The sequence below is a fragment of the Bradyrhizobium sp. 2TAF24 genome (genome assembly GCF_052115025.1).
Taxonomy (GTDB): domain Bacteria; phylum Pseudomonadota; class Alphaproteobacteria; order Rhizobiales; family Xanthobacteraceae; genus Bradyrhizobium_A.
On the sequence record NZ_JBFRFW010000024.1, the window covers coordinates 76602 to 91881 of the forward strand.

Here is a 15280-nt window from a genome sequence, read left to right on the forward strand (position 1 = left end):
ACGATTCTAAATTGCAGTTTGAAATACTTCTAAACTGGAGCGATTCTAAATCACTCAGCGATCTCGCTCTCCGGCGGGCTCGGCGGCTTCATCAGCGAGAACAGCTCGTCGACGGTCTGCCGCGCGCTCTGGCGCACGCGCTCGGTGTTCTCCATGCCGGCGATGTTGATGCCGCGCACCACCGCATGCATTTCATCACGGAAATCCGTGAGGAACCGCAGTGGTTCGGTGGAATCGTTGGCGACGCGCGCGATCAGGCCGGCGATCAGCAGCTGGCAGGCGATCATGCGGCCGTTGAGTTCGTCCATGGAGCGCTCCGGGTTCGAGGGGCCGCGCCGCAGCGGCGCGGGCGCTCGATAGAGCATTTTGGCGGGAAGGCAAATCCTTCCCGGCCGGTCGCCGCGCCGGTCAGCCGAACTCCTGGCTGTCGTCCTGCAGCAGCAGTCCCGCATTGCCGCCAGCCGCCGCGGTGTTGATGGTGAGGGTCTGCTCGGTGGCAAGGCGGGCAAGGTAGTGCGGCCCGCCGGCCTTGGGCCCGGTGCCGGACAGGCCATGGCCGCCGAACGGCTGCACCCCCACCACCGCACCGATCATGTTGCGGTTGACGTAGACATTGCCGACCGGCAGGCGCGCGACGATGGCGGCGACCGTGTCGTCGATGCGCGAGTGGATGCCGAGCGTGAGGCCGTAGCCGGTCTTCTCGATGGCGGCGAGGATGTCGCCGAGCGCATCCGCACGATAGCGCACGACATGCAGGATCGGCCCGAACACCTCGGCATCGAGATCCGCCGGCGACGCCAGCTCGATGACATGCGGCGCGACGAACAGCCCCTGCTCCGGCGCCTCGCCCGCGAAATGCACGCGCGCCTGCGCCCGCATGCGCTGCAGATGCGCCGCAAGCCGCGACTTCGCCTCGGCATCGATCACCGGGCCGACCTGCGTCGCTGGATCGCGGGGATCGCCGACACGGAGTTCGCGGGCGGCGCCGACGATCATCTCGATCATGCGGTCAGCGACGTCGTCCTGCACGAACAGCACGCGCAGCGCCGAACAGCGCTGGCCGGCGGAGCGAAACGCCGAGGTCATCACGTCATCGGCGACCTGCTCGGGCAGCGCGGTGGCATCGACGATCATCGCATTGATGCCGCCGGTCTCGGCGATCAGCGGCACGATCGGGCCGTCCTTGGCGGCGAGGGTGCGGTTGATGGCGCGCGCCACCTCGGTCGAGCCGGTGAACACGACACCGGCAACCGCCGGATGCGCCACCAGCGCGGCGCCGATCGCGCCGTCGCCGATCACGAGCTGCAGCGCCGACCCGGGAATGCCGGCCTCGTGCAGCAGCCGCACGGCTTCGGTCGCGATCAACGGCGTCTGTTCGGCCGGCTTCGCCACCACCGCATTGCCGGCAACCAGCGCTGCGGCGACCTGGCCGAGAAAAATCGCGAGCGGGAAATTCCATGGCGAGATCGCGACGACCACGCCGCGGCCGCGCCAGCGCAGCACGTTGCTCTCGCCGGTCGGCCCTGGCAGCATCGCCTCCGTGCCGAATCGGCGGCTGCCCTCCGCCGCATAGTAGCGGCAGAAATCGACGGCCTCGCGCACCTCCGACACCGCATCGTCGAGCGTCTTGCCGCCTTCGTGCTGCAGCAGCGCGATGAAGCGCGCACGCCGCGCCTCGATGAGGTCGGCGGCGACCTTGAGCGCGGCGGCCCGCTGCGCCGCCGCGGCCGCCGCCCATGACGGAAAGCCGCGCACTGCCGCGGCGACGGCGCGCGCGGCGATCTCGGGCGTCGCATCGATCACGATGCCGACCTCGGTCACGCTGTCGATCGGGCTGACCATCGCGCGGCCCGTGCCTGCGACCGCGTGGCCGTCGATCCGCGACGCCGCCGTGGCCGGCGCGACCGCCTGCGCAACATCGGCGATGAGGCCGTCGAGCACCGCGCGCGCGCCGAAATCGACCCCGCGGGAATTGAGCCGCTGCGGCTGGAACAGATCGCGCGGCAGCGCCAGCCTGGGATGGCGGGCATGATCCGGCGCGGCGACGATATCGGCCGGCCGGCGCAGCAAGGTCGTCACCGGCACCGCCGGATCGGCGGCGACCGCGACGAACGAGGAATTGGCACCATTCTCCAGCAGCCGCCGCACCAGATAGGCGAGCAGATCGCGATGGCTGCCGACCGGCGCATAGGTGCGGCACGCCAGCTCCGGGTGATCCGCACGCAGCTGCGCATAGAGCGCGTCGCCCATGCCATGCAGGCGCTGGAACTCATAATCGCCGGCCCCGCCGGCGATCGCGAGCACGGATGCGACCGTGAGCGCATTGTGGGTGGCGAATTGCGGGAACAGCCGCGGCCGCAGTGCCAGCAGCTGGCGCGCACAGGCGATGTAGTTGAGGTCGGTCATCGCCTTGCGGGTGAACACCGGATAATCGTCAAGGCCGCGCTCCTGCGCACGCTTGATCTCGGTGTCCCAGTAGGCGCCCTTGACCAGGCGCACCATGAGACGGCGATCATGCGCCTGTGCCAGCGCATCGACATGGTCGATCACCGCGGCGGCGCGCTTCTGGTAGGCCTGGATCGCAAGGCCGAAACCATTCCAGCCGGCGAGCGCGGAATCGGCGAGCACCGCCGCGAACACCTCCAGCGACAGCTCCAGACGATCCGCTTCCTCGGCATCGACGGTGAGGTTGAGGTCGAACGCCCGCGCCTGCCGCGCCAGTTCGCACAGCAGCGGCACCAGTTCGCGCAGCACCCGCACCCGGCTCACCGCCTCGTAGCGCGGATGCAGCGCCGACAGCTTCACCGAAATGCCGGGCCGGCCGGGCAGCGCGGCATGGCCGGCGGCGCGGCCGATCGCGGCGATGGCGCCGGCATAGGCCTCGAAATAGCGCGCGGCATCGTCCGCGGTGCGCGCGCCCTCGCCCAGCATGTCGAAGGAGTAGCGGCCCGCCGGTCCGTGCTGCGGCGTCGCGTGGGCGAGCGCGGCCGCGATGGTCTCCCCGAGCACGAAATGATTACCGAGCAGCCGCATCGCTTGGCGTGTCGCGATCCGCACCGCGGGCAGCCCGATGCGCTTCGCCAGCCGCCCGACAATGCCGAATGGCGTATCGCCGGCGCCGATCAGGCGCGACGACAGTCCGAGCGCCCAGGCCGAAGCGTTGACGAGCAGCGCCTGCGACTTGACGTCGTGATGGGCGAAATCGCCCTGCCCGAGCTTGTCCTCGATGAAGCGATCGGCGGTCGGCGCATCCGGCACCCGCAGTAGCGCCTCCGCCAGCACCATCAGCGCGAGGCCCTCGCGAGTCGACAGCGCGAACTCGCGCAGCATGTCCTCGACCCCGCCGAGGCCGGCCGGCGCGGCGCGGATCGCCGTGATCAGCCGCGAGGCGGTGGCGTCGATCTCAGCCTCCCGCTCCGGCGCGAGGCGCGCGCCAGAGAGCAGCCCCGCCGCGATCGCGCGGTCGTCCAGCACCGGGTCGAAGGACGGAAGCAACAGCGGCATCGGCGTCTCCTCAGCTCCCGATAAAGGGTAAGCCGCCCTGCGCCTTATTTCGATAGACGATTTTATCACATTCCCTTAATTTATAAAATCAACACGGCATTTGTCAGTAAGATCAATGGACCTGCAGGAATGGAGCTGGACCCGACGGACCGAAAACTCCTGGCATTGCTGCAGGCCGATGGCCGAATCGCCAATGTCGACCTTGCCGAGCGGGTCGGGCTGTCGCCGCCTTCAGTCGGCGAGCGGCTCAAGCGGCTGCAGCGCGAAGGCTTCATCGAGGGGTTTGCCGCGCGGCTCAATCCGCAGCGGCTGGGCCTTGGCCTTCTGGTGTTCGTCGAGGTCCATCTCGACAAGACCACGCCCGACGTGTTCGCGCGCTTCACCAGGGCGGTGCAGGGCGCCCCCGAAGTGCTGGAATGCCATATGGTGGCGGGCGGCTTCGACTACCTGGTGAAAGCCCGCGTCGCCGACATGGGCGCGTATCGCCGGTTTCTCGGCGACACCCTGCTGGCGCTGCCGGGGGTGCGCGAGACCCGCACCTACGCGGTCATGGAGGAGGTCAAACGCGACGCCCCGCTGCCGGTCGTCTGACCTGCAAGGACGTTCCGCCGGCCATGCGGCCGACGCGCGTGCCTTTGCCGCGGCATTCGCGTATTGCTCCCGCTCCATAAAAGCTGAAGGCCGACCGAGGCGCGATGTTGGACAAGCCGAAGCCACAGAACCCAGCGACCGGGACGCCGGCCGCCGCGACGATGTCACGGCAGTCCACCCAGATCGCGCTGCTGGTGGCCAGCGCGTTCTTCATGGAAATGCTGGACGGCACGGTGATCGTCACCGCCCTGCCGGAAATGGCGCGTTCGTTCGGCGTGCATCCGGTGGACCTCACCCTCGGCATGACCGCCTACATGCTGACGCTGGCGGTGTTCATTCCGCTCAGCGGCTGGTTCGCTGACCGCTTCGGCAGCCGGCGAACCTTTGTCGCGGCGCTTGTGATCTTCACTGCCGCCTCGATCCTGTGCGGCTTCGCCCAGGGCGAGTGGAGCTTTACCGCCGCACGCATCGCCCAGGGCTTCGGCGGCTCGATGATGGTGCCGGTGGGGCGCCTCGCGGTGCTGCGCACCACGCCCAAGCAGCACCTGATCCGCGCCATCGCCTTCATCACCTGGCCGGGCCTGATCGCGCCGATCCTCGGCCCCGCCGTCGGCGGCTTCCTCACCACCTATGTGAGCTGGCGCTGGATCTTCTTTCTCAACATCCCGATCGGATTGATCGCGACCGTGCTGGCCTGGCGGCTGATTCCCGATGGCGGCGAACGACAGCGCCGGCCGCTCGATGCCGCCGGCTTCGTCATCGGCGCCATCGCCTGCCTCGCCTTCGCCTATGGCATCAACCTGTTCGGCAATGTCGAGGTGCCGGTCGCCCTCGCCAGCAGTCTCGTCGCCATCGGCATGGTGTTCGGCGTCGTCACCTACCGCCATTCCCTGCGCCATCCGACACCGCTGCTCGACCTCTCGGCGCTGCGCATCCAGACCTATGCGATGAGCGTCGGCGGCGGCTCGCTGATGCGCGCGATGATCGGCACCGCGCCGTTCCTGCTGCCGCTGATGTTCCAGATCGGCTTCGGGCTCGGCGCGTTCGAGGCCGGGCTGCTGGTGCTCGCGGTGTTCGTCGGCAATCTCGGCATCAAGCCGCTGACGACGCCAATCCTGCGCGCATTCGGCTTCCGCCCGGTGCTGCTCGGCAACGGCGTGCTGATGGCGCTGACGCTGGTCGGTTGCGCCTTCCTCACCCCCGAGACGCCGCGCGTGCTGCTGCTTGCGCTTCTCGTGATCAGCGGCGCCTGCCGCTCGATGCAGTTCACCGCGATCGCCACCATCGCCTTCGCCGACGTGCCGCAGGACCGCATGAGCGGCGCCAACACCTTCTTCAGCCTGATGTTCCAGCTCAGCCTCGGCATGAGCGTCGCGATCGGCGCGCTCTGCCTTAAGCTCGCATCACTGCTGCTCGGCCATCCGTCCGGCTCGCTGACGCTGGCCGACTTCAAGGTCGCGTTCCTGCTCACCGCGGTGCTGGTGATCATCAGTCTCTACGACAGCGTGCGGCTGCCGAAGGATGCCGGCGCGGCGGTCAGCCGCAAGAGCTAGGCCTTGCGCCGGGCCGCATTGGCGGCGAGCACGAGATCGCGAATGGCATCGCGCACGGCGCAGACGGCGACATCGCGCGCGCTGCGCTCATGCCAGACGATGCCGCCGTCGAAATCCGGCAGCTCAAATGGCAGGCTGAACGGCGCCACCGCGGGATTTGCCGCCACGAGATCGGCCGGCACGATGCCGAGCAGGTCGCTCTGCGCGACCAGTCCGGGCACCAGCATGTGGCTCGGCACCACGAGGCCCGCCTCGCGGACAACGCCCTGCTGCCGCAGCACGAGGTCGATCGGCGACGGCAATTGGCCATCGGTCGCCACGATGACATGGCGAAAGGCAGTGAAACGTTCGCGCGACGGCCGCCGGCCGATTCCGTGACCGGGGCGCGCAACGCCGACGAACCCGGAGCGACGCAGCTTGAGCGCATGCAGCCGCGCCGGCAGCGGCTCGAGCGGCGCGACCAGCAGATCGCAATCGCCATCGACAATGCTCTGCAGCGCCGCCGCTGCTCCGGGCCATGGCTTGGCGTGCAGTGCGAGCCGCGGCGCATGCTGCCCCAGCCACTGCCACAACGCCGGCAGCAGACCCGCAAGCGCGTAGTCGCCCGAGATCAGTGTCACCGTCTGGCTGATCTCCGCGAGCGGCTGCGGCACGAGGCCGACCACCATCTCGACGTCGGCCAGCAGCTGGTTCAGCGGGTCGATCAGCCGCTCCGCCCGCGGCGACAGCACGAAACGGTTGCCACGGCGCACCAGCAGGGGATCGCCGAGCAGACGGCGCAGCCGGTCGAGCCCGTTGCTGAGCGCCGGCTGCGACAAACCGACGCGCTGCGCCGCCTTGGTGACATTGCGCTCCGCCAGCAGCGCCTGCAGCACCACCAGCAGGTTGAGATCGATCGACCGCAAATTCATCACAACGATATCCAGCTATACAAACTATCGATTAGATCAATACTCCTGATTTCGCTAGAGCAGCACGGTCGATCCCCCGCGGGTCGCGGCGCGCCGCCCCGCCAAGAGCCAGCCATGCCTTTGATCCGATCCATCCCGTACGGCGCGGCGGTCGCGCTCGCCGCGGCTTGCCTTGCCGGCTGCGCCCACAAGGCAGCCAATGAACGCGTTACCGGCGATTGCGCGATCGCGCTCGTCGGCAAGTGCAGCTCCAAGCAGGTGACGACCGACCTGACGAGCGCGGAGCAGGCGCAGCTCGCGCCGCTGCAGACCCGCCGCTTCGGCCTCGCTCCGGCTCAGGCGCTGTCCGCGGCGCAGGCGGCGCTGAAGGCCGACGGCTATGAACAGGTGTCGGCGAACGCCGCCGCCGGCCTCGTGCAGGGCGAGAAGAACCGCTCGCTGTCGTCGCAGGGCGCGAAGCTCGTGCGCGCGGTACTCAACGCCAAGCTGCCGATGCTGCGCGGCAAGCCGGACCACGAGACCACCCGCGCCCTCGTCACCGTGCAGCCGCAGGGCGGTGCCGTGACGGTCCATGTCGAGTTCGTGGTCACGGTGTGGGACAGCAAGGGCGACGCCAAGACCCGCATGGCGACCGAGCCCGCGGCCTACAACAGCTTCTTCGCCAGGATCAGCGGCACACGATCGTGAGCCCGGCGCCACGTCCCCTCGCGATGCTGCGCATCATCGCGCGCGGCGCGATGACGGCCGGGCGCGTGCCGGCCATCTGGTCCTTGCTCTGTCGATGGGCCGCGAAGCGATGGACAGGCCGCGATCCGGCTCCGCCGCATGCGCAGGCCGAAGCCGCCGTGGTTCGTGCCGGCACGATCGGCGTCCGGCGCCGGCTGTCACCGGCGTCGACGGGCAAGGTCGTGCGCGGACGACGCTGGTCGCGCCCCAAAAGAAAGCCGGGGCGGCCTTGCGGCCGTCCCGGCGGAAGCCTTCATCCGGCGACGCTTACGCCTTCATCGCGGCCTTCACGGCCTCCGCGGTGATCGGCAGCGCGCGCACGCGTGCGCCGACGGCATTGAACACCGCGTTGCCGATGGCGGGGGCGATCACCGTGACGGCGGGCTCGCCGACACCGGTGGCGCCTTCGCCATTGGCGATGATGTTGACCTCGACCTCCGGCACCTGGCTCATGCGCAGCGGCGTGTAGCCATCGAAGTTGGTCTGCTCGATGCCGCCATCCTTCATCGTGGCCTTCTCATAGAGCGCCAGCGACAGCCCCCACAACGCCGCGCCCGACACCTGGGCACGGATGCCGTCGGGATTGACCGCGGTACCGACGTCGGTGGCGACCGTGAGCTTCTTCACCTTGATCGCACCGTCGGAGCCGACGGCAACATGGGCGACGCACGCCGTCCAGCTCGCGGTCTTGCGCTCCTGCGACGACACGCAGGCGACGCCCATGCCCTCGCCCTTCGGCAACGGCTTGGTGCCGTAACCGGCAAGGCCCATGGCGGCGAGCAGGGTGTTGCGCAGGCGTTGCGCGCCACCATTGTTGTCGCCCTGGCCGTCGAGCATGGCAATGCGGAACATGGCCGGATCCTTGCCGGCCGCATGGGCCAGCTCGTCGACCATGCTTTCCACCGCCCAGAACGTCCAGCCCGGCGCCACCGAGCGCAACTGGCCCGACGGAGTCGCGTTCTGCGCCAGCTCGTTGATGATGGCGCGGACGTTGTGGTTGGGCACGGTGTAGAAGTGGTCGGCGCCGTTGACGGTGAAGCCGTCGAGCCCGCCCTTCTTGTCGACCGACGGCGTGAGGAAGTCGGGAATGCCCCACCGCTTGGTCGGCCACGCACTGACCACGTCATGGTTCATGGCGACGAGCTTGCCGTCGCCATCGAGGCCGGCCTTGATCTTCTGGTAGGTGAGCGGGCGCGAGAAATCCATCGTCATGTCGTCTTCGCGCGCGTAGATCACCTTGACCGGCTTGCCGACGGCCTTCGCGGCGATGATCGCCGGCACCATCATGTCGGCGTCGAGCCTGCGGCCGAAGCCACCGCCGAGCCACGTCTGGTGCATCACCACGTATTTCGGATCGACACCCACCGCCGCGGCCGCGATCGCCCCGGAGCGGGTGGCGAACTGGTTGCCGGAATAGAGGTGCCAGATATCGCCCTGCAGCTGCGCCGTGGCGTTCATCGGCTCCATCGGCGCATGGATGTTGATGTTGGTGGTGTACTCGGCCTCCAGCACCTTGGCCGCGGAGTCGAGCGCCGCCTTGGTGTCGCCGTTCTTGACGAAGAACAGGCCGGAGTCGTCGAGGCCCTGCAGACGCTTGGCCTCGGCGAGCAGCGATGCGCTGGAGACCTTGGCGTTCGGGCCGTTGTCCCAGGTCACCTTCAGCGCTTCGGCGGCCTTGCGCGCCGCCTGGTAGGTGCTGGCGACCGCCACCACCCAGCCGGTGGTCGTGCCGGTCTTGTCGTCGACCGTCACCGCCTTGATGAAGCCCGGCACCTTCTTGGCCGCGCTGTCGTCGACCGCCGTCACCTTGGCGCCGTAGCGCACCGGCGGCAGCACCAGCTTGCCGTACACCATGCCCGGCAGGAAGGTGTCGATGCCGTACTTCGCCGTGCCGTTGGTCTTGGACGGAATGTCGAGCTGCGGCACCGACACGCCGATCATGGTGTACTGATCCGGTGACTTCAGCTTGATCGCCTTGAGCTGGTCGGGCGTGAAGGTCCTCGTCGCCTTGCCGCTCTTCACCACCTCGGCGAAGGTCATCGATTTCTTCGACTTGGGATGCGAGACGACGGAGTCACGCACGATCACTTCCGCTGCCGGCACGCCCATGAGACCGGCCGCGGCGTCGGCGAGCGCCATCCGTCCGGCGGCACCGGCCCGGCTCATGGCGTCGAAGTTCATCATGGTGCTCCAGCTGCCGCCCGTGATCTGGACGCCGAGCACCGGATCGTTGAACTTCGGATCGTTGGAGGCGAGCGCGACGCGCATGTCCTTCCAGCTCGCGCCGAGCTCCTCGGCGACGATCTGCGCCATGGTCGAGGCGATGTGCTGACCCATGTCGGCCTTGCCGCAGGTCACGGTGACGAGGCCATCGGGCGCGATCGCATACCACACGCTGGGCTCGAAGCTCGCGGGCGCGGCGACGGCGGCATGGCCGGTCACACCGGGAACGCCGGCATAGCCGAGCACGAGGCCGCTGGCGGCGGCGCCGACCAGGAAGGCGCGGCGGCTGAGATCGGTGTCCCCTTTGGGATTGGAGCCCTGCGAAGAGGGCAGTCGGACGTGCGTATTCATGTGCTCCTCCGATCGTTGCCCGTGTTCGACGCGGTGCGCATGTCGGACGCCGCGCGCATGATGGCCTTCTGGATCCGCGCGTAGGTCATGCAACGGCAGAGGTTGCCGTCCATGTGATCGACGACTTCCTCGCGTGTCGGGTTGGTGTTCTTGGCCAGCAGCGCCGCCGCCTGCATGATCTGGCCGGACTGGCAGTAGCCGCACTGCGGCACCTGCTCGGCAATCCACGCCTTCTGCAGCGGATGATCGCCCTTGGCGCTCAGACCCTCGATGGTGGTGATCTTCTTGCCGACGGCATCGCTCACGGCGGTCTGGCACGACCGCACCGCTTCGCCATTGACATGCACCGTGCATGCGCCGCACAGCCCCGCGCCGCAGCCGAACTTGGTTCCGGTCATTTGCAATTGTTCGCGGATGACCCAGAGCAGCGGCGTATCACTGGCCGCTTCGACGGACATGTTCCGTCCATTGATATTCAGAGTGGGCATCGATCTTCCCCTGCCGGTGCGTGACGTCGCTTACGGCGACATTTCGTTGAAGACGGGATTGAAGACGAGAGAGGGCCGACACCACCGGGCCGTGCCGGACGGCGGAGCATGATCCGGTTCCGCAGCGCTGGCAACGCCAATTGGAATCGTTCGAAACGAAAATCCACGTGCGTCCGCGCTTGTTGCGCCGCGATAGGCGCGCGCGGCCGATCACAACGGCTTGAACGGTCGACCATCATATGCGCCGCGCGCATGCCATGACGACGAACCAGTGGGCAACGCTGCGCCGACGGCGCACCGGTCTTGGTGCTATCCGCCCGATGCCGGCTGCGACGGCCCGCGGCTTCCGCGCGACGGAATGGTCATCGCGGCGATCCCGACGATCACGCAGACCAGCCCGATCCAGGCGGTGGCGGACGGCCGCTCACCAAGCAGGACGACACTGAGCACGACGCCGATCGGCACCCGCAGATAGGCCTGCGCCGTGGTGCCGACGGGACCAAGCGTCTGGATCAGGTGGAAATAGATCACGAAGGCCAGCGCGGTGGAGACGACGGCAAGGCCGAGCAGCGCGCCGACGGAGGTCGCCGAGGGCGACAGCGTCCAGGGATGGTCGAACAGCAGGCTCGCGGGCACCAGCACCGCCGCGCCGCAGATCATCGACCCCGCGGCCGGCACCATCGGATCCAGCCCGGAAAAATTGCGGCCGAAGATTGCCGCACCGCCGAAGCTGATGGCCGCGCAGACCAGCGCGAGCTGCGGCAGCACCTGCTGTCCGAGGCCGGACAGCGCGTTGAGGCCGACGATCAGACAGATGCCGGCGAGCCCGGCGGTGACGCCGAACAGCTGGCGCGGCGTCGGCGGATCGTGGCGCAGGAACACCAGCGCCAGCAGGAAGGTGAAGATCGGCGCGTTGGAGCTGAGGATGGTGGCGAGCCCGGCATCGACCTCGTGCTCCGCCCACGCGATCAGGGTGAAGGGCAGCACGCTGTTGAAGCACGCCTGGATGATGAAGCGGCGCCATACCGCGCCTTGGCGCGGCATGGCAATGCCGCGCAGGCGCAGGATGAGAAGCAGGATGCTGCCGGCGATCAGGGTGCGCGCCGCGATCAGCGTCACCGGCGGGATGGTCGCCACCCCCAGCTTGATGAAGATGTAGGAGCCCGCCCACACGGTGGCGAGCGCCAGCAGCAGCACCAGATTGGCCGCATAGCGGGATTTTGCCGGGGCACCGATCGCCATGGTCACGATTTCACATCTCTCTCTTTGTCGCCGATCGCGGCGATGATCGCAGCCCCCGGCCGCTCAAAGCTTCGTCCGCGGTCGAAGCATGGCCGCGTCGTCACCGGCCTTGCAGCAGATGGCCATAGGCATCCGGCACCACGACCGGAAACCCGAGGATGGCCGCCGACAGCGCCTTGCCGTAATTGTCGAGGCTGAGGCTGCGCGAGACCCCGCCGCCGAGCGCGCCCTCCGCCACGAAGTTGAGCGCGCCGAGATTGTCCACCTCATAGCGGGTGACCGGCCCCTTGATGGCGCCGCGATAGAACGCCTTGAACCGCTCCGCGGTGAGCTGCTGTTTCAGCAGCGGATAGAATTCCGTGCGATAGGCGATCACCGCGATGTTCGAGGTGTTGCCCTTGTCGCCGGAGCGCACATGCGCGATGCGTTCGAGATTCACCTGCATGGTTTGTTGCTCCGATGTCGATACGCCGGCGCTGCCGCGCCGTTCGGCGTGCACCCGGACCACTGCGATCCAGGCCGCCCCCCTCTCTCCTCATGGTGAGGAGCGGCCTCTCGGCCGCGTCTCGAACCATGAGGCCACTGCGGCAGAGGCCTCATCCTTTGAGACGCAGGCTGTGCGTGTTCCTCAAGATGAGGGACAACGTCCGTCATGACCCTGCCAGGAGCAATCCTCATCGGCACTAGCTCTCATACCAGGTGATCGCAGCCGGCACGCGCTCGCGCGGCACCAGGGTCGACCACACGCCGATGATCTCGCGGCTGCGGTCCTGGTGCGGCACGCGCTTGCCGGTCATGCCGACGCCGGACACCGCCATGCCGTCGACCTCGCGGCCGACCTTGAGCGCCTCGTCACGGCTGTTCGTGCGAGCCGCCACCCGCACCGCGACTTCGTAAGGCTCCGGCGCGTCCGCAGGCGTCGCCGCGCCATGGATGGCGTTGAGCCCGAGAAAATCGATCCGCAGGTCGGCGGCGTCGAGCCCGACAATGCGGAAACGCTCCTCGAGGATGCGCTTGGCGAGCTGCGCCCGGCGCAGCGCCCCCGGGCCGGCATAGAAGAACATGTCCTCGCCGATGAAACCTTCCATGCACCCCATGGACACCTTGAGGGTCGGCGTCCGCGGCTTGCCGCCGATGCCATGGACCCGAACCCGGTCGGGAGCGATCTCCTCGACCACCGCCGTGGCGAAATCGACCACCACGTCCGGGGTGATGTAGTTCGCCGGATCATGCACCTCGTAGAGCATCTGCTCGGCGACGGTGCGGCGGTCGATCACGCCGCCGGTGCCGGCGACCTTGCCGAGAACCGCGCTGCCGTCCGCCTCGACCTCGGCGATCGGAAATGCGAGATCCCACGGCGAGGGCACATCCTTGAACGGCGGGTCGGCGAAATAGCCGCCGGTCACCTGGGCGCCGCATTCCAGCAGATGGCCGATGCCGCTGCCCTGCCCGAGCCGCCCCCAATCGTCGGCGCGCCACTTATATGTGTGCATCAGCGGCGCCAGGAACAGCGAGGGGTCGGCGACGCGCCCGGTGACCACGATATCGGCACCGGCGTCGAGCGCGGCGACGATCGGCTCCGCCCCGAGATAGGCTTCGGCTGAGATGAGGCCGGTCGCGATGCTGCCGACCGGTGCGCCGGTCTCCAGGATCGGCGCTTCGAGGGTGCGCACGAGATCCGTGATCAGGCTGCCTGACACCGCGGCCACCTTCTTTCCTGCCGCGCCATGCTCGCGCAGCAGCGCCACGATGCGCTCGGCCGCGCCATCAGGATTGATCCAGCCCTGGTTGGTGACGATGCGCGTGCCGCGGCGCAGGCAGCCCGGCAGCACCGCGCGCATGCGGTCATCCAGATAGGTGTCGTAGCCGGGAAATGCGGGATCGCGGCGCTTGCGTACCTGGGCGGCCGACACCGTGGCTTCCGCCATGGTCTCGAAGCAGAGAAAATCAAGATCGCCCTGCTCGGCGTTCAGCCGGGCCGGTTCGATGCGATCACCCCACCAGGCAGAGCCCGCTCCCACTCTCACCCCCGGCACAGCATCCTCCGCACCTCGTCCGCTTTCGACTTGTGTTGCGCCGCAATCCGAAGAACAATCGGCCGCATGAAGCTAGTTCCGTTCGCCACCGTTGTCGCCCTCGCTCTGGCGCATGCCGCCCTGACGCCGGCGCGCGCCGGCGAATGGCCGCCCGCTCCGTTCACCCGCACGCTGTCGAACAACACCCCGCTCGTCTTCGGCATGAGCGTGGACGATGCCGCGACCGCGCTCGGCGCGCCGCTCAATTATGTCAACGGCCGCATCGGCAACGAAGTCTACGTCGCCGCGCGCAGTGGCGGCGGCTTCCTTCTGCGCGACGACAAATTGTTCCTTCAGTTCCGCAACGGCCGGCTCACCGGCTGGAAGGGCGACTGGGGCCACAACTGGATGTGGCAGTAGCCCGCCGGGCCGCCGCATCGCATACGTTCTCCAACAACACACCCTCCAGCATGGACCCCGACCATGGGACAGACCATTACGCTCAAGGCTTCTGACGGCTTCGAACTCGGCGCGTATCGCGCCGACCCCGCCACCCCGGCGAAGGCCGCTGTCGTGGTGATCCAGGAGATCTTCGGCGTCAACGACCACATCCGCACGGTGTGCGACCGCTTCACCGTGCAGGGCTACACCGCGATCGCACCGGCGATCTTCGACCGGGTCGAGCCGAACTTCCAGTCCGGCTACTCGCCCGAGGAAGTCGCGGTGGCGCGCAAGTTCGTCGCCAATCCGGACTTCGACGCCTTCCTGCGCGACACCCAGGCGGCGATCGACGCGGTGAAATCGATCGGCCCGGTCGGCGTCATCGGCTTCTGCCTCGGCGGCAGCATCGCCTTCGCGGCGGCGACGCGCCTTCACGGGATCACGGCGGCGATCGGCTATTACGGCGGTGCCATTACCCGTTTCGCCGACGAAACGCCGAAGGTGCCGACCATGCTGCACTATGGTGAGAAGGACCACGGCATTCCGCTGTCCGATGTCGAGACGGTGCGCGCCAAGCGCCCGGACGTCGAGATCTTCGTCTATCCCGGCGCCCAGCACGGCTTCAACTGCGACCAGCGCGCGAGCTACGACAAGCCGAGCGCCGACCTCGCCCGCCAGCGCAGCCTGGCGTTTTTTGCCAAGCATCTGCTCGGGTGAGGCAGCAGCAGCGTGTGACCCGTTTTCTCAGTTATGGTCGAACGTCACTTCTCTTGTCGTCGCCGGGCAGCGCGATCCATCTTTGACGGATCGCCAGGACTAAGGTCTCCCGGCGACCTCGATAAGGAGGGCACTGCGTCCCTAAACGAGTTGCGTTCTAATAAGGGAGCACGTCGGATATATCCGACTTGCGGGACAAGCCCGGCCACGACAGAGACAAGCGATAGAGCCGGACATGATCACGCCAACGCAGGCACCTCGGCCTCACGTATGAACCTTCCTCACCCGGCAGCCGCGCACTCTATATAGAGGCAGCACCATATAGAGGCAGCTCCTGGATTGAGGGGCGGAGAGAGCAGGCGTTCGCCTAGAACCAGCGCTCGCCGACGACGACGGTGTCGCCCGGGCGCATGATGGTGCCGAGCGGCACGGTGGCGCGGACGGCGCCGTTGCGGTCGGTGCGGGTGAGATCGACCGAGGCCTTCTGCGCCCGCGGCGAGAAGCCGCCGGCGATCGCC

13 protein-coding genes and 1 pseudogene are annotated in these 15280 nt (G+C 68.0%); 5 read left to right on the forward strand and 9 right to left on the reverse strand.

The features are described 5' to 3' along the window. Positions 1–50: 50 nt before the first annotated feature. Together AB4Z37_RS28810 and putA are read right to left on the reverse strand one after the other, a co-directional pair. The gene (locus AB4Z37_RS28810) at positions 51–308 is read right to left on the reverse strand and encodes a hypothetical protein (protein ID WP_441520146.1); all 258 of its coding nucleotides are present in this window, start codon (positions 306–308) and stop codon (positions 51–53) included. A gap of 100 nt (positions 309–408) precedes the next feature. Beyond that, positions 409–3504 carry a bifunctional proline dehydrogenase/L-glutamate gamma-semialdehyde dehydrogenase PutA gene (gene putA / locus AB4Z37_RS28815; RefSeq protein WP_441520147.1) on the reverse strand — a complete coding sequence of 1032 codons (3096 nt, stop codon included), beginning with the start codon at positions 3502–3504 and terminating at the stop codon, positions 409–411. A gap of 129 nt (positions 3505–3633) precedes the next feature. Between putA and AB4Z37_RS28820 the strand changes: the two genes are divergently transcribed. Further along, the gene (locus tag AB4Z37_RS28820; protein ID WP_441520148.1) at positions 3634–4095 is read left to right on the forward strand and encodes an Lrp/AsnC ligand binding domain-containing protein; all 462 of its coding nucleotides are present in this window, start codon (positions 3634–3636) and stop codon (positions 4093–4095) included. Between the two features lie 104 nt (positions 4096–4199). Further along, positions 4200–5648, forward strand: a complete 1449-nt coding sequence (locus AB4Z37_RS28825) for an MFS transporter (RefSeq protein ID WP_441520149.1) — start codon at positions 4200–4202, stop codon at positions 5646–5648. Here AB4Z37_RS28825 and AB4Z37_RS28830 read toward each other — a convergent pair. Further along, positions 5645–6559, reverse strand: a complete 915-nt coding sequence (locus tag AB4Z37_RS28830; RefSeq protein WP_441520150.1) for a LysR family transcriptional regulator — start codon at positions 6557–6559, stop codon at positions 5645–5647. The genes AB4Z37_RS28825 and AB4Z37_RS28830 overlap by 4 nt on opposite strands. A 114-nt stretch (positions 6560–6673) precedes the next feature. Between AB4Z37_RS28830 and AB4Z37_RS28835 the strand changes: the two genes are divergently transcribed. Next, entirely contained in the window at positions 6674–7246 is a 573-nt protein-coding gene (locus AB4Z37_RS28835) for a hypothetical protein (RefSeq protein WP_441520151.1), read from the forward strand. A gap of 306 nt (positions 7247–7552) precedes the next feature. Here the strand turns inward: AB4Z37_RS28835 and AB4Z37_RS28840 are convergent, their stop codons facing one another. From AB4Z37_RS28840 to AB4Z37_RS28860, 5 genes are all read right to left on the reverse strand, one after another. Beyond that, the gene (locus AB4Z37_RS28840) at positions 7553–9859 is read right to left on the reverse strand and encodes a molybdopterin cofactor-binding domain-containing protein (protein WP_441520152.1); all 2307 of its coding nucleotides are present in this window, start codon (positions 9857–9859) and stop codon (positions 7553–7555) included. Beyond that, a complete protein-coding gene (locus AB4Z37_RS28845; RefSeq protein WP_441520153.1) occupies positions 9856–10347 on the reverse strand; it encodes a (2Fe-2S)-binding protein in 492 nt (163 codons plus the stop codon). The genes AB4Z37_RS28840 and AB4Z37_RS28845 overlap by 4 nt, the downstream gene beginning before the upstream one ends. 309 nt (positions 10348–10656) lie before the next feature. Then, on the reverse strand, positions 10657–11589 hold the full coding sequence (locus tag AB4Z37_RS28850) for a DMT family transporter (protein ID WP_441520154.1): 933 nt from the start codon (positions 11587–11589) through the stop codon (positions 10657–10659). A gap of 100 nt (positions 11590–11689) precedes the next feature. Next, positions 11690–12034, reverse strand: a complete 345-nt coding sequence (locus tag AB4Z37_RS28855; protein ID WP_441520155.1) for an AtuA-related protein — start codon at positions 12032–12034, stop codon at positions 11690–11692. 238 nt (positions 12035–12272) lie between these two features. Then, the gene (locus tag AB4Z37_RS28860) at positions 12273–13610 is read right to left on the reverse strand and encodes an acyclic terpene utilization AtuA family protein (RefSeq protein ID WP_441520156.1); all 1338 of its coding nucleotides are present in this window, start codon (positions 13608–13610) and stop codon (positions 12273–12275) included. A gap of 81 nt (positions 13611–13691) precedes the next feature. On the opposite strand from AB4Z37_RS28860, the gene AB4Z37_RS28865 reads away from it, so the two are divergent. Together AB4Z37_RS28865 and AB4Z37_RS28870 are read left to right on the forward strand one after the other, a co-directional pair. Further along, on the forward strand, positions 13692–14024 hold the full coding sequence (locus tag AB4Z37_RS28865; RefSeq protein WP_441520157.1) for a hypothetical protein: 333 nt from the start codon (positions 13692–13694) through the stop codon (positions 14022–14024). A 63-nt stretch (positions 14025–14087) separates the two neighbouring features. Continuing rightward, complete coding sequence (locus AB4Z37_RS28870) at positions 14088–14762, forward strand: dienelactone hydrolase family protein (RefSeq protein ID WP_441520158.1); 675 nt, start codon at positions 14088–14090, stop codon at positions 14760–14762. Between the two features lie 367 nt (positions 14763–15129). Here the strand turns inward: AB4Z37_RS28870 and AB4Z37_RS28875 are convergent. Further along, positions 15130–15280 (reverse strand): annotated as a pseudogene (locus AB4Z37_RS28875) (polysaccharide biosynthesis/export family protein); the annotation flags it as partial.